General features: G+C 71.5%; 12 protein-coding genes. 5 read left to right on the top strand and 7 right to left on the bottom strand.

The annotated features are described in order from the left end of the window. Positions 1-173: 173 nt before the first annotated feature. The 4 genes from ACL02U_RS30390 to ACL02U_RS30375 form a co-directional block, all read right to left on the bottom strand. Positions 174-401, bottom strand: a complete 228-nt coding sequence (locus ACL02U_RS30390; protein ID WP_412794211.1) for a hypothetical protein — start codon at positions 399-401, stop codon at positions 174-176. A gap of 99 nt (positions 402-500) precedes the next feature. Further along, on the bottom strand, positions 501-2,540 hold the full coding sequence (locus ACL02U_RS30385) for a hypothetical protein (RefSeq protein ID WP_412794210.1): 2,040 nt from the start codon (positions 2,538-2,540) through the stop codon (positions 501-503). Beyond that, entirely contained in the window at positions 2,537-3,274 is a 738-nt protein-coding gene (locus tag ACL02U_RS30380) for a protein phosphatase 2C domain-containing protein (protein WP_412794209.1), read from the bottom strand. Before ACL02U_RS30380 ends, ACL02U_RS30385 begins: the two co-directional genes overlap by 4 nt. A gap of 538 nt (positions 3,275-3,812) precedes the next feature. After that, positions 3,813-4,496, bottom strand: a complete 684-nt coding sequence (locus ACL02U_RS30375) for a vWA domain-containing protein (RefSeq protein WP_412794208.1) — start codon at positions 4,494-4,496, stop codon at positions 3,813-3,815. A 190-nt stretch (positions 4,497-4,686) separates the two neighbouring features. On the opposite strand from ACL02U_RS30375, the gene ACL02U_RS30370 reads away from it, so the two are divergent. Next, entirely contained in the window at positions 4,687-7,356 is a 2,670-nt protein-coding gene (locus tag ACL02U_RS30370) for a helix-turn-helix domain-containing protein (RefSeq protein ID WP_412794207.1), read from the top strand. Between the two features lie 109 nt (positions 7,357-7,465). Here ACL02U_RS30370 and ACL02U_RS30365 read toward each other — a convergent pair whose 3' ends face one another. From ACL02U_RS30365 to ACL02U_RS30355, 3 genes are all read right to left on the bottom strand, one after another. Next, complete coding sequence (locus tag ACL02U_RS30365; protein ID WP_412794206.1) at positions 7,466-9,766, bottom strand: CDP-alcohol phosphatidyltransferase; 2,301 nt, start codon at positions 9,764-9,766, stop codon at positions 7,466-7,468. Between the two features lie 176 nt (positions 9,767-9,942). Continuing rightward, the gene (locus tag ACL02U_RS30360) at positions 9,943-11,889 is read right to left on the bottom strand and encodes a glycogen debranching N-terminal domain-containing protein (protein WP_412794205.1); all 1,947 of its coding nucleotides are present in this window, start codon (positions 11,887-11,889) and stop codon (positions 9,943-9,945) included. Continuing rightward, a complete protein-coding gene (locus ACL02U_RS30355; RefSeq protein ID WP_412794204.1) occupies positions 11,886-13,676 on the bottom strand; it encodes an MGH1-like glycoside hydrolase domain-containing protein in 1,791 nt (596 codons plus the stop codon). Before ACL02U_RS30355 ends, ACL02U_RS30360 begins: the two co-directional genes overlap by 4 nt. 120 nt (positions 13,677-13,796) lie before the next feature. Between ACL02U_RS30355 and ACL02U_RS30350 the strand changes: the two genes are divergently transcribed. The 4 genes from ACL02U_RS30350 to ACL02U_RS30335 all read left to right on the top strand — a co-directional run bounded on the left by ACL02U_RS30350 (position 13,797) and on the right by ACL02U_RS30335 (position 20,707). Next, positions 13,797-15,023, top strand: a complete 1,227-nt coding sequence (locus tag ACL02U_RS30350) for an ROK family protein (protein WP_412794203.1) — start codon at positions 13,797-13,799, stop codon at positions 15,021-15,023. Positions 15,024-15,588: 565 nt separating this feature from the next. Continuing rightward, positions 15,589-18,336, top strand: a complete 2,748-nt coding sequence (gene ppdK / locus ACL02U_RS30345) for a pyruvate, phosphate dikinase (protein ID WP_412794202.1) — start codon at positions 15,589-15,591, stop codon at positions 18,334-18,336. Between the two features lie 1,070 nt (positions 18,337-19,406). Next, complete coding sequence (locus tag ACL02U_RS30340) at positions 19,407-20,372, top strand: polymorphic toxin-type HINT domain-containing protein (RefSeq protein ID WP_412794201.1); 966 nt, start codon at positions 19,407-19,409, stop codon at positions 20,370-20,372. Between the two features lie 119 nt (positions 20,373-20,491). After that, on the top strand, positions 20,492-20,707 hold the full coding sequence (locus ACL02U_RS30335; RefSeq protein ID WP_412794200.1) for a hypothetical protein: 216 nt from the start codon (positions 20,492-20,494) through the stop codon (positions 20,705-20,707). The last annotated feature ends 236 nt before the right edge of the window (positions 20,708-20,943 follow it).

Genomic DNA, 20,943 nt, shown 5'->3' with positions numbered 1-20,943 from the left:
GGTGGCGTCCGCCGAGGGGGAGCGGCGGCGGGCGGGGGAGCGGGGGCGGAGGGCCCCGGGCGGCCCAGCGGGGGCGGGGTGGCGCGAGGGGTCTGCTGCCAGGTGGGCAACGGCGGTTCCGCGGACCCGTGGCGCGGTCGGGAAGAGGACAACTCGGGCTCCTGGGAGGGGTGTCAGTGGTGACAGGAAGCGGCGAGGAACACCAGCAGCACCGCCAGGGCGATGAACGCCAGGCAACTCCCCCCGCCGTCCGGGTCCTTGCGGTTGGTCTCGACCTGGCCGCCGGGAACGAGCCCGGTGTGGTGCACGGTGTAGTGCTCGAGATGCTCCTTCTGGCCCTGGGACTCGGTGCCCCAGGACGTCTTGAAGCTGCATTCGCCGCACCAGTAGCGGTAAGCCACTTCAGCTCCTGAATGATGCGTGTCGGACGGGACGGATCGTCGGGGCGGACCCGACGTCGGGATGGGACGGGACGCGTGCGGGGCGCGGCGGCGCGGGCTTCAGCGCCAGCGCCAGCAGACGGTGTAGCTGAAGGCGGGGTAGTAGGTGGAATGCCACCAGGTGGCGCCGTCCCGGCCGCAGAACGAGCGGTCCGCGTACCTGCTGGTCCGCCCCGTGACGTAGACGTTCGACTTCGCGCAGCTGCCCGCGTTGGTGAAGGTGTTGCCCGACTTGACCAGGCACTCGTTGCGGGTCGCGTAGCCGGCGTCGTCCGGGTACTGCATGGACATGCACAGCAGCACGTCGAGGCTGGAGTTGCCCGGGACGGTCATGGTGCGCCACCGGTTGTAGTGCGGCCAGTTGTCGCACTTGGAATGGGCCGTGGTGCCGCGGTAGACGGCGAGGACCTTGAACGCCCCGGCCCGGCAGGACAGTTTCGACCACGCGTCGTCGTCGGGCGCACCGAACACGCACTCCCCCTGGCGGGCGTGGAACGCGCTGCCCCCCGAACTCTGGTAGCTCAGGCACAACACGCGGTCGTACGCGGTGAAGGAGACGCTCTCGTCGCTGTCGGTGACGTCGTCGCAGCTGTCCAGATCGGTGGTCCCGGTGTTGACCCGGACCACCTTGAAGGTGCCGACACCGCAGTCCGCGGAGCTCAGGTCGGCCTGCTTGCTGCCTCCGTCGTCGTGGAAGCAGTCCCCGACCTCGGCGGTGGCGCCGGGGTCGGCGGGGGCCGCGGACTCCGTGTCCGGGGCGTCCGCCGCGGAGTCGTCGGAGCCGTCCGATCCGTCGTACGCGGAGTCGTCCGAGTCGTCGGTCGAGTCATCGCCCGAGTCGTCGTCAGAGTCGTCGTACGTGTCGCCCGGGTCGGCTGCGGGGCCCCCGGTGCGCCCCCAGGTGAGGGACGGGAGGGGGAACGGACTGCTGCTCCAGCCGACGCCGTTGGTCGTAGCGACATCGTCGGCCTGGGAATGCAGGTAGCGGCTGCCCACGATCAGCAGAACGGCGGCCAGGATGCCGGCGACACCCTTGAGGACGCCCAGGGCGTTGGCCGCTGCCGCGCCGTTCGGGCGCCGCGGGCGCACGGCCTGCCCCGGCCCGGCGCTGCCGGGCCGCCCTCCGGGCCCGGGGGAGCCCGCGCCCGGTCCGGCCGGCTGTCCGGTGGGCTTCCGGGCGGGCCTGGGCCTGTTCTTTTTCTTCTTGGGGTGGTTGGTCGCGGTGGTGGCGGCCGATGCGAGCTGTTCGGCCCAGGCCGCCGCGGTCGGCCGCCGTTCCGGTGCCGTCCGCAGCGAGGCGCGGGCCAGGTCGCCGAGGCGGGAACCGGCCCGGGACAGGTCGGCCGGGTCCCTCGTGGTCTGGTCGCGGGCGAACAGCCGGATGGCGAGGAGGCCGAGTTTGTGGACGTCGCTCGCCGGCGTGGCCAGTTCCTCTCCCGCGGGGACCTGCCAGTCGGGGGTCTCCGCCTGAGGCAGCACGCTCGCGCCCCGCAGGCGCATCGCGTCGCTGTCGATGAGGAAGCACTCGGGCCGGGGCGACAGGCTGAAGAGGAGGTTCTTCGGGGAGACGTCCCCGACGGCGATTCCGAAGCCGTGCAGGCGGTTCAGGGTGGCGGCCAGGTCGGCGAGGAGGAGCAGCCGGTCGCGATCGCCGACGGTCAGCCCGATCCCGGCGACATAGGCGTCGTCGTTGAGGAGGTACTCCATGGTGGCGAGCCGCCGCGGCCCCGCACCCGCGCCGGCCATCGATCTCAACGTGAACCGGAAGCGGTCGGGTACCGCCCGCATCAGGAACCCGCACGGCCCGCCCCCGCGCTGGACGACGACGGCGGGCCAGGCGGTCTTCTCGCACAGCCAGCGTCCGTCCTCGCCGGAGAGCCGGCCGAGCAGCGCGACGGCGGAATCGAGCGCAGCGGTGTCCAGGCCCGGCAGGACGGCGGCGCCGTACTCCTTGTAGACGACCTCCCAGTCGCCGTCCGCCGCACCCCGGTTCACGCGCTTGTTGCGGACCTGGTGGACGGTGCCCTGTCCGCCCTGGCCCAGGCGGTCCCCGAGGACCAGCGTGGTGACGTCGACGGGTGCGGGACGGTCGGCGCTCACCGCGGCCCCTCCTCGGGCACCGGCCTCGCCTCGGGCACCGGCCCCGGCTCGGGCGTCGGCCCGGTGGCCGTCCGGGGCCAGACGGCCAGCAGGGTCCGGTCGTCGTCGAACGTCTCCCGGGAGAAGTCCAGGACGTGCCCGAGCCACAGCGGTGACGGCGGCACGGCGAGCTGGCGGGCGAAGAGCGCGCCGACCGCGCCGTCTCCCTCGCCGAGCGGATCCCCGAACCCGTCGGTGCCCACCAGCAGCACCCACGGCTCGCCGAGCCGGAAGACGGCCTGCTCCGGACGGTCGGGTACCCGGGGCAGCGGTGCGACCTCGTTGCCGACCACTTCCGTGTCCGTTCCGGTCTTCAAGGCGAACAGCGGCCGGTAGCGGCCCTTGGACCGGTCCAGGAGCCAGGCGCCGGAGTCGCCGACGCGGAACAGTTCGACGCGCGGGCCACCCGGGGTGGGGCGGACCGCACCGGCCACCACCGTGGTCGCGAACAGGTGTGCCGCGTCATCCGGTCCCGCGTCGCCGGTCCCCAACCGCCATCGCGCCAGCTCCTGGAGGCGGTACGCGGCGAAGACGGCCACGTCGGCCGGGTCCAGGGGCGCCGGTGACCGGGAGAGGAGGTGCAGGATCCGCTCCACGCAGGCCCGGCTCGCCTCGACGGCGCCCCGGTGCGACTCGGTGGCGCCGGAGACGCCGTCGGCGACGGCGAACACCACGCTGCCGGTGGCCTGGTGCACTGCCCTGCTGCCCGTGCCGCGTCCTGCCGCGGTCGGCGGTAGTAGCGGTGCTTCTCCCCGCGGACCGAGGCGAAGCGGAGCGTGAGGCGGTCCGTGGACCAGCCGTCGCACTCGCTGTCGGGGAAGTCGAAGGCGTACTCGTCGGGAGGCCGGGCCTCGAACTCCAATCCGGGGATGTCGACCGTGATCCGCTGCCACGGCCGCCGGTCGGGAACCGGGAGAGGCGACGCCGGTCCGGTCCGGGCCGGGGGGACGTGGACCGGGGCGGCGAACGGACGCGCCGGCGGCGCCGCGGCCTGCGGTGTCGGGTTCGGCGGTGTCGCGCTCGGCGGTGTCGCGCTCGGCGGTGTCGGGTTCGGCGGTGTCGCGCTCGACCCGAGTGCGCGCGGCCCAACTGCCGTCGCCGGATGAGCCGTCGCCGGATGAGCCGTCGGCGGTGAGGCCGTCGGAGGGGATGAGCTCGGAGGGGACGAGCTCGGAGGGGGTGTGCTCGGCTGAGGCGCGGGCTCCGGAGAGGGGCTCCGCCGGTGTCCGCGGGTCACAGGCCGACCTCGTCGATCGCCAGGGTGAACTGGTCGGGCTGGTTCACGACCAGCCGCGGCGCGGCCGAGTTCAGCGCCTGGCCGGTCGCCACCAGGCTCGCGGTGAGGGACTGGAAGAACTCGGCGACCGCCTTCCCGATGTCGGTGCCGGGCTTGGCGACGAACGCGAACTCCGGCCGGGTCGCGACGTCGACCATGGTCTGCGCCTGGGCGTCGCCGATGCCGCAGGCGATGATGTTGGGGGCGGTCGGGGTACGACCCCGGTCGGTCAGGGCGGCGTGCGGGGCGTGCCAGTCCGTGCCGTCGCTGGGCTGGCCGTCGCTGAGGAAGAAGACCACCGGGCGGTGCACCTTGTAGCCCTCGCCGCGCAGCCACTGCACGTCGGAGGGGATGCGCTGCACCATGTCGTCGAACACGGCCCGGTAGCCGGTCATCCCGCGAATCTCCACCCGCGGCACCGAGACCTCCGTACGCATGTCGGCCACGGCGAGCCTGACCTGCACGTCGTCCGAGAAACCGAGGACCGCGAGCCTCAGCTTCGCCGCGATCATCGGCTCCGCGCGCAGCCCCTCGCACAGCGAGGTCACCCCGCCCTGCAGATCGCCCACATACGGGCCCATCGACGCCGACTCGTCGGCCACGACGTAGGTCGGCAGCAGCACGCCCTTCGTCTCCGCCATCGCAATCAGCCTCCTCGCACTCGCTCGTTGATGTCGTGTGCGGAGCCCGCCGCGCACCGCGGCAGGTGTCCCCGCAACGGCGATGCTGGCCGCCGGCCGGCGAAGTGCCCAGGTCATACGACCCGTCATATGTGACCGGTCGTCACGGTAAGCTCACAGGGCATCTGGTCACGGGGCGAAGGGTGTCGGTGTGGCGGAGAGGCTCGGCGAGCTGCTGCGCCGGCTGCGCAAGCAGGCGGGGCTGACCCAGGAGCAGTTGGAGGCACGCTCCGGCATCAGCGTGAGCACCATCCACCGGATGGAGAACGGCAAGCCCTTCGACCACCGGCTCCGCTCCCTCGGCCGGTTGGCCGAGGCGCTGGAGGCGGGCCCCGAGGACCGGCAGCGGCTGACGGCGGCACTCGGCGGCGAGAAGGAGCCGCAAAAGCACGCGCCGGAGGAGGAGCCCCCAAGGGATGCGTCGGAGGAGGAGCCGCCGGGGCACGCGCCGGCGGTGGACTTACCGGCCGCCCGTTCCCCCGGACCTGGGCCCGCCCACGCCCCCGGAGCGGTCCGCGGACCGCTCGCCGACGCCGCGGACGAACTGGCCCGGGAGATCAGACGGCGCTGGCAGCACGAGGAGGCGCAGCGCCGAGTGCACCACCCCTTCCCGTTGCCGGTGCGGTGGCGGCGAGTGCCCACCGGGCTCGCCGACCACGCGGAGAACAGCCGTCCCCCGCACCCGGCCTCGCGGAACGCCCCGCCCGGAGGGGACCCGAGCGGAGCCCTACCGGACGTGGCCGACGTCTACCGGCGCGTCGGTTCGGGACGGCTGCTGGTCCTCGGCCGGGCCGGTTCCGGCAAGTCGGTCCTCGCGATCCGGTTCGTACTGGACCTGCTGGAAGCGCGGCAGAGCGGGGAGACGTCCCTCCGGGTGCCGGTGATCTTCGGTGTCGGCTCATGGGACCCGACCGCGGTCGAACTGCGCGACTGGCTGGTCGAACGCATGCTGCGGGACCACCCGCACCTGGCCCGCCGGGTGCCCAGCGGGAAGACCCTGGCCGCCGACCTCCTCGACGCGGGACTCGTCCTGCCGGTCCTCGACGGGTTCGACGAGATCGCCGAGGGGCTGCGTCAGGACGCATTGGAGGCGCTCAACCGCGATGCGACACCCCTTCTCCTCACCAGCCGCCGCCCCGAGTTCGCCAAGGCCGTCGAGGACGCGCACGGTGCGCTGGCCTCCGCGGTCGTCATCGAACTGTGCGAACTGACCCTGGACGATGTGAAGGAGTACCTCCCCCGTACGGCACCACTGCTGCCCAGCGCGTCGGCCGCCTCGGACGGGGACGGCGCGTCGGCCGGGTCGGAAGGGTACGGCGCGTCGGCCGGGTCGGACGGAGGCGGCGCGTCGTCCGGGTCCGCGGGGAGCGGTGCGGCGGTTTCGGCAGGCGGGACGGGCGTCTCGGCGGAGTCGGGGGCGCCGGAGGGGCGGGGCGGCGGCGGTACGCCACGCACGACCTGGGACGCCGTGCTGGAGAAGGCGGCGACCGGGGAGGAGGCGGGCGGCGCGCATCTCAGCGAGGCCCTGAGCACCCCTCTGATGATCGCACTGGCCCGGACGCTGTACAGCGACTCGCCCGACCGCAGGCCGGACGAACTCCTCAGGACGGAGCGGTTCCCGGACGCGCATGCCGTCGAGGAGCACCTGCTCGCCGGATTCGTCCCCGCCGTCTACCGTCGCCGCGCCCCCGGACGGGCCGACGGCGGCGGCCGCCGCAGCACGCCGTCGGACGCCGCGCGGGCGCAGCGCTGGCTCAGCCACCTCGCCCACCACCTGGTCGGGTTCCCGCACGAGCGGCAGGACCTGGCCTGGTGGCAGCTGGGCGAGTCGCTGCGCCGCTCTACACGGGTCCTGGCCGTCGTACTGGCGTCGACGCTCAGCATCACCCTCGCCACCTGGATCGTCGCACTGTCCTCCCTGCCGTTCCTGGGGGACGCGCCCGGCGTGCTCACGCCGGCCCAGATCATGGTCGAAGGCGTCCTCATCGGGCTGGCGGGCGGTCTCGCCTTCGGCGTCGCCTACGCGGCCGTCGGCACGCGCAACGGGGGCAGGGCCGTCGAACCCACCCGCGTCCGGTTGGGGCTCCCCGGCGGCGGGCGCGGCATGGGCCGCCGATCGGTCCGGGAGATCGCCGCCTACCTGGGGGCCGTCCTCATGGGCGGCTTCGTGATGGGCATCGGCATCGCGCTCGTGACCAGCCTGCAGTACGTGGTGTTCTTCCACGTGCCGGTCGCCACCTCGGCCATGCTCCGGGTCACGCTCACCAACATGCTGGTCTACGCCCTGATCTTCGGCCCGTCCGCCTGTCTCGTCTTCGGGCTGGTGGTCGCCCTCGAAGCCCCTCTCGACGTCACCGCCGCCGCCACTCCCGAGGGGCTGCTGGCCGTGAACCGCGCGACAGCCGGACGCCGCGCCCTGGTCCTGGCCCCGCTGCTCAGCCTCGCCATCGCGGTGGGCGGGCACGTGCTCGTCTTCCTGCTGCACGGCGCGCTGGGCGAACTGTCCTGGTCCCTGTCCGGCGCGCTCCCCGTCGCCGCCGCGGGCGGGCTGGGCGGCACGGCCGCCTACGTGCTCGCCTTTACCGCGTGGGGGCAGTGGATCCTGCTGTCGCGGATCTGGCTCCCCCTGACCGGCAAGCTGCCCTGGGACACCATGGCGTTCCTCGACGACGCCTACCGCCGGGGCGTGCTGCGCCGACGCGGGGCGGTGCACCAGTTCCGCCACCTCCGCCTGCAGCACCATCTCGCCCGCTCCTACCGGGAGGTGCACGGGGGCTACCGTCCCGTGCGCCTCCCGCCGCCCTCCGCGGACCGGGTCTGAGCGGCCAGCCCTCGTCCCGGGAGTGCGGTCGCTGCGTTCCGGCTCGGCTTGGGGGGAGGCCGTCCCAGCTCTGGAGTCGGCCTCCGCCCGGGTGCCGGTCCCCGACCGGTCAGTTCTTGCTCGGGTGGGGGGTGGAGCCGTAGGCGAGCAGGAAGCGGTCGCGGAAGGCGCTCATCTTCCACACCGGAGCGTCATGCGCGGGGCGCAGTCCGTCGGTCCAGTTCCAGTCGTCGATGGCGTCCAGCACCTTGGGGTCCTTGGCCACGATGGACACCGGGACGTCCCGGTTGGCGTGCTCGCCGCTGACCCGCGCGATGGGCTGGTGGTCGCCGAGGAAGACCAGCACGGTGTCGTCGGTGCCGTAGCGCTCCAGCCACTGGGTCAGCGCCGTCACCGAGTACTGGACGGACTTGCCGTACTCCTCCTTGGACCGCTCCGGGGAGGCGATGATGTCGGCTGCCTTGTTGCCCGCCTTCTCGATCGGGCCGAAGATCCGGCCGTCGCCGAGTTCGTCCCAGCCCACCATCTTCGGGATCGGTCCCCACGGCTGGTGGCTGGAGGTCAGGATGACCTCCGACATCAGCGGCTTGTCCCGCTTCTTTCCGTGCTCCAGTCGCTGGAAGGCCTCCAGGGCGTACTGGTCCGGCATCGTCGACCAGCTGAACTTCGGTCCCTGATAGCCCAGTTGGAAGGCGTTGTGGACCTTGTCGAGACCGAAGAAGCGCTGTTCCGGCCAGACCTTCTGCACCCCCGGCATGACGCCGACCGTGTCCCAGGCGCCGGTCTTCTGGAAGACCTTGGTGAGGCTCAGGCGGTCCCCGGTGGTGACCGTGCGGTAGCGGCTCTGGTTGCTGATCCACAGACCCGACAGGAAGGTGGAGTGGCCGAGCCAGCTCCCGCCGCCGTACGTCGCCGAGGTCAGCCAGCCGCTCTTGGCGTGGAAGCCGGCCGCGGCGAGGTCGCCGGTCGCCGAGTCGAGGGTGCTGTCGACACCCGGCGCCTCGATCGGGTCCTCGACGGCGCTGCGGCCGTAGCTCTCGATGAAGGTGAAGATCATGTCCTTGCCGCGCAGGTCCGGCACCAGTTGGTCGCCCGGCGTGGCGCCGAACGCGTCGGCCTTGACCTGCTTCGCGAACTGCTCCTCGTCCTGGAGAGTCCGGCTCACGGCCTTCTGGCGTGCCTGGAACATCGCCACCGACTGCTGGGAGGCCAGCGGGACGCCGTCGTACTTCACGCCGACGCTGGCGCAGGTCATCCAGACCGCGCTGACCAGCAGCAGTGCCCGGGTCGCCCGGGAGGGGTCGCGCCTGAGCACGTCGCCGATCCGGACCACGGACAGCACCAGTACGGCGAAGAGCACGACCACCAGCGCGAGGACGCCGACGACGGCCAGCCGTGCGACCGTCCCGCCCCTGGTGTCGCCGACGAAGGACTCGGCATCGCCGAGGAGCGGCCAGTCCAGGACGATGTCGAAGTTGCGGCCGAGGTACTCGTAGAACCCGACGTCCAGGAGGTTCAGCACCGTCTGTGCGCCCAGGGCCAGCCCGAACAGCACCGCCACGACCAGCCGCACCCGCCGCCGCAGCGCGACCATCACCGCGGCGAGCAGCAGCAGCTCGACCGGGATCCGGGTGAACCGCTCGAACTGGAACGCTTCACTCCGGTTCGGTAGCAGCAGCGCGGCGCCGACGATCGCGAACGCGACGACGGTGGCGGCGATCGAGAGTGCCCGCGAGGTCGCCGGGTGGTCCTCCCGCCAGCCCTGCCAGGCCCGGCGGACGCGGCGTACGCGCAGTACGGTCAGGGAGGCCAGCGCCCCGCGCAGGGAGAGGCCCCCGGTACCCGCGGAGGGGCTGCCGGTGCCGGGGGAGGCGGCTTCTCCGGGGGACGGCGCATCCTCGGTGGACGGGGCCTCGCCCGGGGAGCGTTCGGGCGCGGCGGAGTCGGACGGGTCGGTGGACTCGACCACGCTGGTGGCCCCCTGCACCGTGGTGGACTCGGGCGGGGCGGTGGTGTCGGAGCCGGTGGCGGTTCCTTCCGTCGTCCTCGCGGTTCCGGCCGTCGTCCTCGCGGTTTCGGCCGTTGTCCTCGCGGTTCCGGATTCCGCCTCGGCGGCGCCCGTCTTCGCCACCGTCCGGGCCGCAGCGGCGTCCGTCGCGCTGGACTCCGCCCCTCCGGTGTCCGCCCCTCCGGTGTCCGTCGCTCCGGTGTCCGCCCCTCCGGAGTCCGCCGCAGCCGTCGCGTCCGGGCCGTTGGCTTTCGAAACGGTGGCCTTCGGACCGGTGCCCTTCGGGCCGCCGGCGTCCGTGCCGGTGGCGTCGGAGCCGCCGGCGGACGGCTCCGCGGTGGCGGACGGCTCCGCCGCTCCGGTCGTCCCGGGCGATGGGTGTGTACGCGTGTGCTGAGGCACCCCGAAGGTCCTTCCGTGCGCGGCGAGAGCGAGTGGCGGGCCCGCCGGTGGGGCGGTGCCCGCCACTGTTCCCTACGGCCCCCTCCGCGCCGCTGTTCAGCCCCCTCGGCCAGCGTCCGGCAAACACCGGGCAAACGCCTCGCCAACCGCTTCCGGGGACCGCGGGAGCCCGCGCCCTACGCCCCGCCGACCGCCGTGAGCAGCGCCAGGGGAGCCGCCGCCGACCGGGACTCGCGCACGCACGCGTGCGGGTACGGCACCGGCTCCGCGTGGGTGTCGCGTCCGTACCCCGCCAGCACCTCGGGCAGGCGGTGCCCGGTCGCCCCGGCCGCGTCGACGAGGGCGTGGGCGACGGTCCGCGCCTCGTCGTGCAGGCCGTAGCGGGACAGGCCGAGGGCGATCAACGCGTTGTCGTGCGGCCAGACCGAACCGCGGTGGTACGACAGCGGGTGGTACGCCGGCTGCCCGGACGCCAGGGTGCGCACCCCCCAGCCGGAGAAGAAGTCGCCCTCCAGCAGGCGGCGGCCCACCAGTTCGCCGTACTCCTTGTCCAGCAGCCCCGACCACAGCAGGTGCCCGGCGTCCGAGGCCAGCGCGTCGACCTGCCGGCCCTCGCCGTCGAGCGCGAGAGCGGGGAAGGACCGCTGCGGCATCCAGAAGTCCCGCTGGAAGCGGTCGCGCAGGTCGCCCGCCGCCTGCTCCAGGAGCGCCGCGTACGTCGCGTCCTGCCACGCGGTGCGCGCCAGCCATGCCGTGCGCCGCAGCGCGTCGTACGCGTAGCCCTGGGCCCCCGCCGCCATCACCGGCCCGGTGGGGCGGGTGCCGTCGGCCCAGCAGATGGCGCCGGGGGAGTCCTTCCAGTTCTGGTTCGCCAGGCCGCCCCGGTCGGCCCGGTAGACCAGGTAGCCGCGCGAGGTCAGTCCGCCGTGGTCGAGCATCCAGCCGACGGCGGCCCGGGCGTGCGGCTGGAGCCGGCGGGCGAGTGCGGTGTCGCCGGTCTGCTCGACGTAGGCGCCGAGCAGCACCAGGAACAGCGGGGTGGCGTCCACGGAGCCGTAGTACCGCCCGAAGGGGACCTGGCCGAAGTGGGCCAGCTCCCCGTGCCGCACCTCGTGCACGATCTTGCCGGGCTGGGCCACCGATCCGGGGCCGGTCTCGGTCGCCTGGGTCGCGGCGAGCGCGAGCAGGGTCGCGGCGGCCGGCCCGGGGCGGTAGGGGAGCGCGAAGAGCGAGGTGAGCAGGGCGTCGCGGCCCAGCAGCGTGAGGAACCAGGGGGCCCCGGCCGCCGGAACGCGCAGTTCCTCACCGTCCGGTCCGACCGCCGGGACCTGCAGCGCCGCGAGGTCGGCGAGGCCCCGCGCACAGGCCGCGGCCAGTTCCGGCCAGCCGGTGGGGAAGGCCACGCCGGTGCTGAAGTCGCCCTCCGCGGCGAGCAGTCGCTCGCGGACGGCCATGGGGGAGCGGGGGACGCGCAGCGCCCGCTTCTCGCCGTGCGCCCGGGCCATCACCCGCAGGGTCAGTTCGGCCGTGCCGTGCGGTGCGAGGTCGAGCGTCCACACCAGGCGGCGGGCGCCGGTGCCGGTCTCCTCCACCCCGTCCGGCGCGGGCTGGGCCGTCACCGTGGTGCGGGAGCACCACTCGCCGCGGCGGTACGTGAACTCCAGTCCGTCGTCCAGCACCTGGCGGGAGCGGACGGCTCCGGTCTTGGCGTAGGTGCGGTGGTCGGCGCGCAGTTCGAACTGGTCGGCGAAGTCGGCGTCGACGGTGACGGCGAGGTGCACCGTGGTCGGCGCCGGGCGGTTGCCGGAGATCCGGAGTAACTCCACGAAGGAGCCGTCGCCGACGGCCTGGTCGCGGAAGAGGGTGCAGGCCGGCGGCTCGTCGCGGCCACCGCGCGGGACCAGCACGCAGCGGGCGGTGTCCCCGTCCGCGACCGGCGTCAGCGCCTCGGGCACCGCGCCGTCCACGGTGAGCTGCCAGCGGCTCAGGTGCCGGGCGTCGCGGACGAACAGCCCGTCCGGCGAGGGGCCGGTACGGCCGCCGCGCACCCCGCTGATGTCTCCGCCGTCGTCCACGGCGGCGAACGTCCCGCCGTACACGAGCAGGTGATGTCGGTCCGTCATCGTCGATCCCCTCCCTCGATCCGACCGAGCCTCCGGTCGACTGCCACGCCGCCCCCGCCGCCCGCGGTACCGCTGCCCCCACTGCCGCTGCCGCTGCCGCTGTCCTCGCTCCCGTCGCCCGGGTCGCCTGCGGTGCCGCCCGGGTTGTCCGTGCCGCGCCGGTCGCCCGAAGTGCGGCCCGGGACGGCCGCTGTGCCACCTCGGGCGGCGACCGCCGTGCCCCCCGGAGCGGCGACCGTGGTGCCGCCCGGGGAGGCCGTCGCGCCGCCCTGCTCGAACGTGCCGCCGCCGTGCAGCAGGTCGAGGGTGAGTGCCGCCGTCCAGCTGAAGCCGGTCGCCCCGCACGGCTCCCCGGTGTACGGATCGACGTACTCGGCGTGCCCGGTGGCGTCCGCGGTCTCCACCAGCGCCCGGCGCAGCGCCCTGGCCCGGGAGCGCTCGCCGTGCAGGGCCAGTCCCCGCTGGAGCAGCCAGCCGGTGTTGAACCAGGCCGGGCCGCGCCAGTAGCGGTGCGGGTCGAAGGACTCGCCGAGCAGGTCGTAGCTGGGGACCAGCCGGGTGGTGGTGCCGAGGCCGAAGTGGGGGCCGGTCAGGGTGCGCACCAGCGCGCCGGCGATGTCGCCGGGCAGCGCGGGCAGCAGCAGCGGGATCAGCCCGGCCACGCTGCGCCCGCCGACGAGCCGCCCGTCCGGCGCCGTCCCGTCGCGCAGGTCCCGGCACCGGAACAGGCCCGCCGCCGGGTCCCACAGCCGGTCCACCAGCGCGCCGGTCAGCCGCTCGGCCCGGGCGTGCCGGGCGGTACCGGCGGCCCCCAGCTCCCCGGCGATCCGGGCGAGCGCGTGCTCGGAGGCGATCAGCAGGGCGTTGAACGCCGGGTCCTCCACCGCGAAGGCGCCCCCGCCGTCGGCGTACCCGGCGTCCCGGTAGTCCGCCGCCAGGCGCACGTACCGCCCGTAGTCGAGGTCCGTCGGCCGGTCCTCGGCGGCGCCGTGGTCCAGGTCGGCCCTGCGGAAGGAGCGGGCCGGCGCCGGGCGGACACGGGCCAGCGGGACGTCCCAGCAGGGGCTGTTGTCCATACCCTGTTCCCAGGGATGCACGACGGCCGCGAGCGAGCCGCCGCCCAGGTCGCGCCGGTGCAGCAGGTACCGGTGCCAGGCGGCGAGCCGCGGGTAGGCCCGGGCCAGGAAGCCGCGGGACCGGGACAGCTCCGGGTCGGCGCAGTGCACCAGCCACGCGGCCAGCGCGTGCACCGGTGGCTGCACGATCCCCGACGTCTGTACGGTGCGCGGGGCGCCCGCCGTGTGCCCGGCGGTGGAGGAGTGCCAGAAGTCGGGGCTGGGGAAGTAGGCGTCGAGTGGGACGGAGGGGTTGAAGACGATGTGCGGGATGCGTCCGTCGCCCCACTGGGCGCTCAGCAGCGTCTCCAGCTCCGTCTGGGCCCGTAACGGCGACAGGTGCCGCAGCCCGATGGCGATGAACGCCGAGTCCCAGGACCACTGGTGCGGATACAGGCCCCGCGAGGGCACGGTGGACGTGCCGGTCCAGTTCTCCTCCAGCACCCTGGCCGCCCGGGCCCGCGGCCCCCGCGCCGGCGCCCCCGCTGCTCCGGCCGCCACCGCGTACGCCTGCCCGACCTCGACCTCGACCTCGACCTCGACCTCGGCCGGTGCCGCCGATGCCCGCCCGGTCCCGGTCGCCGCCGCGGGTGCGCGCCCGGGCGGCGCCGGCGGATCGTATGCGATCGCGCGCGACGCGGGGCGGGCGGTGAGTTGGGCAGTGCGATCCACTCGGGGCTCCCCGAAAGACGTCCGGCCGACAGGTTTGGCTCTGGCTACCATAGGGTTACGTCTATTTAACACGCAAAACCCAGGATGTAATGCATCCTTGGGAAACACAAGGGGGTGCGCATGACGGGACGGACCGGTAGGGCGGGACGCGGCGGGAGCCAGGCGAGCGCCGGCGATCTGCTCGAACTCGTGCGCAGCGGCCGCGCCACCACCCGCGGCGCCCTCCAGCAGGCCACCGGACTGTCCCGGGCCACCGTCGGCCAGCGGCTGGACCGCCTGTTCCGCGCGGGCTGGCTGCGCGAGGGCGGCGGCGGCCCGGTCGGCTCGCCGCTCGGCGGCCGCCCCTCCATCACCCTGGAGTTCGACGACGCGCACGCGGTCGTGCTCGCCGCCGACCTGGACACCCGGCACGCCCGCACCGCCGTGCTCACCCTGACCGGCGAGATCCTCGCCGAGCACACCGGCACCCTGGTGATCGACGACGGCCCGGACGTCGTCCTCGGCGAGCTGGGCCGCTGGTTCGCCACGCTGCTGGAGAAGGCCGGTCACACAGCGACCGAGGTCTGCGGCATCGGGCTGGCCGTGCCCGGCCCCGTCGACCGCGAGACCGGCCGGGTCGTGCAACCACCGATCATGCCGGGCTGGGACGGCTACGACATAAGAGGTCGCCTGGCCCGCGCCCTCGGCGACCACACCGGTGCCGGGCCGGTGCCCGTCCTGGTCGACAACGACGCCAACCTCATGGCGTACGGCGAGCAGCGCACCGGCTACCCGGACTGCTCGGCGTTCGTCCTGGTGAAGGTCTCCACGGGCATAGGGGCGGGCGTCGTGGTCGGCGGCTCCGTCTACCGCGGCATCGACGGCGGGGCGGGCGACATCGGGCACATCCGGGTCCCGGACGGCTCCGACGCGCTGTGCCGCTGCGGCTCCTACGGCTGCCTGGCCGCCGTCGCCAGCGGCGGCGCCGTCGCACGGCGGCTGGCCGCCGCGGGCGTACCCGCGGCCAGCGGCTCGGACGTGCGCGACCTGCTCGGGGCCGGGCACCCGGCGGCCGCCGAGTTCGCCCGGGAGGCCGGACGGCGGGTCGGGGAGGTGCTCGCGACGGTGGTGACGCTGCTGAACCCGGGCGTCCTGATGGTCGCCGGAGACCTCGCGGGGACCCCCTTCCTGACCGGCGTACGGGAACTGCTGTACCAGCGGGCGCTGCCGCGTTCCACGGCCCACCTGGACGTCGTGACCTCGCGGCTGGGCGAGCGCGCGGCACTGCTGGGCGCCGGGGCGCTGGTCGTGGAGCACCTGTACGCCCCGGAACGCGTCGAGGAGCGGCTGAGGGCCCTGGGTGTGTGAGTCGGACCTGGGCCGGGCGTTTGAGCCGGACCCTGGGCGCGTAGCCGGGCCCTGCCCTGGACGCGACCCTGGGCGCGTGAGCCGGGCCCCGGGCGTGAGAGTCGAGCCCCGGGCGTGAGAGTCGAGCCCCGGGCGTGTGAGCCGGGCCGCCGGCCCGACCGGCGCGGGCCTCCCCTTCCGAGGGGCGTCCGCATGGTGAAATCCGGCGGACTCCGAAGCGTGATTCTCGCCACCTCTGATCGATGCAGCGCTCAGATGAGCGGATCTTGAGCGGATGCACTTCTGGAATGGGTGGCACTCAGTGCCACCCGCTGATCGTTCATCGAGCAAACTCAAGCGTGCCCAATGCTGCTCATGTGAGCGTAGTGTGGTGTCTACGGGGATTGATTCGTTCAAGAGGTGAACACGTGGACGGTCGTTTGCTTGCCAAGCTTTGACTTTCGATCCACTGGTGGACGGCCGGTTACGGGCGCGTGACGCGCGAGTGGGCGTACCCAACCGCCTTTGATCTGGGTATGTTCCTCGCCGTCAGGGCAGCCACCGCGTCCTCGAGGAGTCGAGACCCGTGTCGGAAAACAAAGATCTCCAGGTAGCCGAGCAGGGCGACAGCGTTGAGGACGTGAAGTTCGTTTATGACTTCACCGAGGGCAACAAGGACCTCAAGGACCTTCTCGGCGGAAAAGGTGCGAACCTCGCGGAGATGACCAATCTGGGTCTTCCGGTCCCCCCGGGCTTCACCATCACCACCGAGGCCTGCAAGGTCTACCTCGACAGCGGCGAGGAACCCGCGGCACTGCGTGACGAGGTGAGTGCGCACCTCGACGCGCTGGAGCAGCGCATGGGCAAGAAGCTCGGCCAGCCCGACAACCCCCTGCTGGTCTCGGTCCGCTCCGGCGCCAAGTTCTCCATGCCCGGCATGATGGACACCGTCCTCAACATCGGCCTGTCCGACAAGTCCGTCCAGGGCCTGGCCAAGCAGGCCGGCGACGAGCGCTTCGCCTGGGACTCCTACCGCCGCCTCATCCAGATGTTCGGCAAGACCGTCCTCGGCGTCGACGGCGACCTCTTCGAGGAGGCGCTGGAGAAGGCCAAGCACACCAGGAAGGCCACGGTCGACACCGAACTCGAGGCCGCCGACCTGAAGAAGCTGGTCACCTCCTTCAAGAAGATCGTCAAGAAGGAGGCCGGCCGGGACTTCCCGCAGGACCCGCGCGAGCAGATGGACCTCGCCGTCAAGGCGGTCTTCGACTCCTGGAACGGCGACCGGGCCAAGCTCTACCGCCGCCAGGAGCGCATCCCGCACGACCTCGGCACCGCCGTCAACATCTGCTCGATGGTCTTCGGCAACCTCGGCCCCGACTCCGGCACCGGCGTCGCCTTCACCCGCGACCCCGCCTCCGGCCACCAGGGCGTCTACGGCGACTACCTGCAGAACGCCCAGGGCGAGGACGTCGTCGCGGGCATCCGCAACACCGTCCCGCTCGCGGACCTGGAACAGATCGACAAGAAGTCCTACGCCCAGCTCATGCAGATCATGGAGACCCTGGAGAACCACTACCAGGACCTCTGCGACATCGAGTTCACCATCGAGCGCGGCAAACTGTGGATGCTGCAGACCCGCGTCGGCAAGCGCACCGCGGCCGCCGCCTTCCGCATCGCCACCCAACTCGTCGACCAGGGCCTCATCGACGAGGCCGAAGCCCTCCAGCGGGTCAACGGCGCCCAGCTCGCCCAGCTGATGTTCCCCCGCTTCGACGAGCACGCCAAGGTCGAGCAGGTCTCCCGCGGCATCGCCGCCTCGCCCGGCGCGGCCGTCGGCAAGGCCGTCTTCGACTCCTACACCGCCGTCAAGTGGTCCCGCTCCGGCGAGCAGGTCATCCTGGTCCGCCGCGAGACCAACCCCGACGACCTGGACGGCATGATCGCCGCCGAGGGCATCCTCACCTCGCGCGGCGGCAAGACCTCCCACGCCGCCGTCGTCGCCCGCGGCATGGGCAAGACCTGCGTCTGCGGCGCCGAGGAACTCGAGGTCGACACCAAGCGCCGCCGGATGACCGTCCCCGGCGGCCACGTCGTCGAGGAGGGCGACGTCATCTCCATCGACGGATCCACCGGCAAGGTCTACCTCGGCGAGGTACCGGTCGTACCCTCCCCGGTCGTCGAGTACTTCGAGGGCCGCATGCACGCCGGCGCCGACGACGCCGACGAACTCGTCGAGGCGGTCCACCGCATCATGGCCTTCGCCGACCGCAAGCGCCGCCTGCGGGTCCGCGCCAACGCCGACAACGCCGAGGACGCGCTGCGCGCCCGCCGCTTCGGCGCCCAGGGCATCGGCCTGTGCCGCACCGAGCACATGTTCCTCGGCGACCGCCGCGAACTCGTCGAACGCCTCATCCTCGCCGACACCGAGGCCGAGCGGGAGGAGTCCCTGAAGGAACTCCTCCCCCTGCAGAAGCAGGACTTCGTCGAACTCTTCGAGGCCATGGACGGCCTGCCCGTCACCATCCGCCTGCTCGACCCGCCGCTCCACGAGTTCCTGCCCGACATCACCGAGCTCTCCGTCCGGGTCGCCCTCGCCGAGTCCCGCCAGGAGCCGCACGAGAACGAACTGCGCCTGCTCCAGGCCGTGCACCGGCTGCACGAGCAGAACCCGATGCTCGGCCTGCGCGGCGTACGCCTCGGCCTCGCCGTCCCCGGCCTGTTCACCATGCAGGTCCGCGCCATCGCCGAGGCCGCCGCCGAACGCCGGGCGGCCAAGGGCGACCCGCGCGCCGAGATCATGATCCCGCTGGTCGGCACGGTCCAGGAACTGGAGATCGTCCGCGAGGAGTCCGACCAGGTCATCGCCGAGGTCGAGGCCGCGACCGGCGCCGAGCTGAAGCTCGCCATCGGCACCATGATCGAACTGCCGCGCGCCGCGCTCACCGCGGGCCAGATCGCCGAGGCCGCCGAGTTCTTCTCCTTCGGCACCAACGACCTGACCCAGACCGTGTGGGGCTTCAGCCGCGACGACGTGGAGGCCTCCTTCTTCACCGCCTACCTGGAGAAGGGCATTTTCGGCGTCTCCCCGTTCGAGACCATCGACCGGGACGGCGTCGGCTCCCTGGTGCAGTCCGCCGCCGAGGCCGGCCGCCGCACCCGCCCCGACCTCAAGCTCGGCGTCTGCGGCGAGCACGGCGGCGACCCGGAGTCCGTCCACTTCTTCCACGAGGTGGGCCTGGACTACGTCTCCTGCTCCCCGTTCCGCATCCCCGTCGCCCGCCTCGAAGCGGGCCGCGCCGCGGTCACCTCCAAGGGCAGCGACCACCGCTAGCCCCACGGCAGCGGCAGGCGGCCTCCGGCCCTGAGCCCTCGCCCCTCGTCGCTGCCCCCACAGGCCCCCGGCCGGCCTCCCCGGCCACGGGCCCGGACCGGTCCCGACCCCGTGTGCGGGGGGCGGGGACCGGCCCGTCGAACCCCGGAGCCGCCGCTTGTCCCCCGACCCTCACCGATCGGCGGCGGCTCCGGACCCAAGAGAAGAGGACGGCACCCTTTGTGCGGGGGTGCCGTCCTCGCGGCGTATGAAACTCCCGCCCCTCAGTTTCTCCAGACCGCACCGTCACGATTGCCCTGCACGCCGACGGGTCGGAGCGTGATCCCATCGGCGCATGCCGTCGCGACCACGGGACGCCGAGCGCGCCCGGGGCGTATCCATGGTGTTCGAGGCGGCCGTTGACGCTCCGAACGGTCTGGAGTGTTCGAGGTTGGCTTTCGTCCCGCTCTCTCACACTCGCTATTCGGTCGGATCTTTCTCCGTGAATGGCTCTGCAGCTACCGGAGGTCTCCTGCGTGCGCGCGATGAAGGTATCGGCAATGGTTGTGCATTTATGCGCCATCGAATGTGGTTAATAAAAGCTGTCACGTTATTCGTGATGCATTATTCTTGCTTTCCGTGTTCATTGTGATCTTGCTTCTATGTCGGACTTTTGCGATTGCTTCCTCTGCGGGTTGCGTAGGTGTGAGCGACAGGTCGGGTGCTCAACAGCCCTGCAGTCACAATCTCTCAACGGCTACGGCTATGCCAACAGTAATCCCGTCACAGGAAGTGATCCGACCGGCCGACGGCTGGCAAATTGCCTCGGCAGTTGGAACGAGTGCGGACCGGGTTCTTCGGGTAGCCGAGGTGCATGGATTGAAGATCCCGATGGGCGTCCTTCTAGTGCGTCTGACGGCGACAGTGGCACAGATCAAACCGGCTCGGACGATAATGGCGGAGGCGTCTTGGGCTGGCTTAAAGGCTTCGGTAGTGCCTTCTTTGGTCAGGTTAAATCTCTGGTCACGACGCCATACCATCAACTCGTCACCGATAAGAAGTGCATTGTAGACGGTGAAAACTGCACCGGCATGCTGGAGCAGATGTTGTTGCAGTTGAATCCGAGTCAGGCGATGGCCCTCGGGCTAGTGGCTCGCGGAACTGAAATATATGGGGATTTCTCAAACGGTCGCAGTGATGAAGGCGCTGCGAAGGTCGCTTTTGATGTGCTCCTAGTTGCGGCCTTCCGAAGAGGGGGTGCAGTCGAGGGAGGTTCCAAACTCGATGAGATCGCAACTAGGTTCTTCGGAGGAAAGTGTAGTTTTACACCGTCTACTGCGGTCCTGATGGCTGATGGAGAGACCGAATCGATCAGCGACATCAAAGCCGGAGAAAAGGTTGAGGCTGCTGATCCCGATACCGGCAAGCACGAAGGGCCGCGCAGGGTCGACGCCACTCTCGTCAACCACGACTACGATCTCGTCGACCTCAAGATCGAGCGCGCTGATGGAAGCACAGGCACCCTTCACACCACGGCTAAGCATCCGTACTGGGATGACACCCTCCACTCCTGGGTTCCCGCTGGCCAACTACGTGAAGGGTATGCCCTTAACACAGCCAGCGATCACCATGTCCACGTTGCGAAGGTCACCGCACGCCCCGGTGACGGAGACATGTACAACCTCACAGTGGACGACCTCCACACGTACTATGTGCTGGCAGGCGAGACGCCGGTCCTCGTCCACAATTCGCAATGCACGACTCTTCCTTCGAGTTCTACAGATGATTTTGCTGTCATAGGAAGAAAGAGTGACGTCAATGTTGCGCGAGAGTGGGAAGGTCATGAGGTCCTCGACCTCCCCAGGTGGAGCATTGAGCAGAATGATCGATGGATTAAAGGAGTGATCGATAGTCGGCAAAAGGTTTATGTGTCGAGCCCGGAGCGAGGGAATCTTAGAACTCCTGGCGGAAGAGAAACGGTATTTGCTAGAGAGCTGAGGCAGTTGCGGGATGCCGGATATACCCGCGATGGGGATTACATGCTCCCTCCTGGGTAGGGGTGCAAATTCTCCATCTCGTCATGGTCGGATCATTGGAGGGCTGTATGCCTGTTAGTCGGCGACTTGCAGGGAAGATTGAGCAGGATTTTCCTGCGGACTCAGCAGCCGTAATTTCGATGCTCCACGACGTGGAGGGTGAATCGTTCGGCGGCGACGCCGGCGAGCGTCTCCTGGCTGCCGTCATCCTGGTATCCAGGGGTGAGGCTGACAGACTGGTTATGGCCCTGGAGCTGATGAAGGAGGACTGGCGAGATTTGCTGATGGATGCCGGTCTGGAATCGGAAGACTGGGCTTCGAAATTGGACGCATTTCTCGACCCAGGAGAGAGGTGACTTAGCTCCAACCTGGGGTAGTCAAAGGACTTATCCGGTCTTATGGACTTGGCTGCTTCGTTGAGGTCCTTGGCTTCAGGGCGGAGAGCAAGTCGGTCGCTGCCGCGAATCGGAAGCCCTGTCAGGCGCTGCTTGACAGGGCTTCGGTCTGGGGTGACGGCGTAGTTGCCACTGAGGTTGAAAGGCCAGGGTGAAGTGTCATAGAGGTCAAGGGTGAGGCCGGTTTCGGCAATTAA

Origin of the sequence: Streptomyces sp. MS06 (genome assembly GCF_047200655.1) — a bacterium.
Classification (GTDB): domain Bacteria; phylum Actinomycetota; class Actinomycetes; order Streptomycetales; family Streptomycetaceae; genus Streptomyces.
Note: the sequence above shows the minus strand (reverse complement) of the source record. Positions and strands in the feature narration are given on the sequence as shown.

What these genes read in the sequence shown, in the direction of transcription:
- ACL02U_RS30360 (WP_412794205.1), bottom strand. Translation starts at nt 11,889, where the DNA reads ATGACGGACCGACATCACCTGCTCGTGTACGGCGGGACGTTCGCCGCC.
- ACL02U_RS30375 (WP_412794208.1), bottom strand. Translation starts at nt 4,496, where the DNA reads ATGGCGGAGACGAAGGGCGTGCTGCTGCCGACCTACGTCGTGGCCGAC.
- ACL02U_RS30335 (WP_412794200.1), top strand. Translation starts at nt 20,492, where the DNA reads ATGCTCCACGACGTGGAGGGTGAATCGTTCGGCGGCGACGCCGGCGAG.
- ACL02U_RS30340 (WP_412794201.1), top strand. Translation starts at nt 19,407, where the DNA reads ATGCTGGAGCAGATGTTGTTGCAGTTGAATCCGAGTCAGGCGATGGCC.
- ACL02U_RS30350 (WP_412794203.1), top strand. Translation starts at nt 13,797, where the DNA reads ATGACGGGACGGACCGGTAGGGCGGGACGCGGCGGGAGCCAGGCGAGC.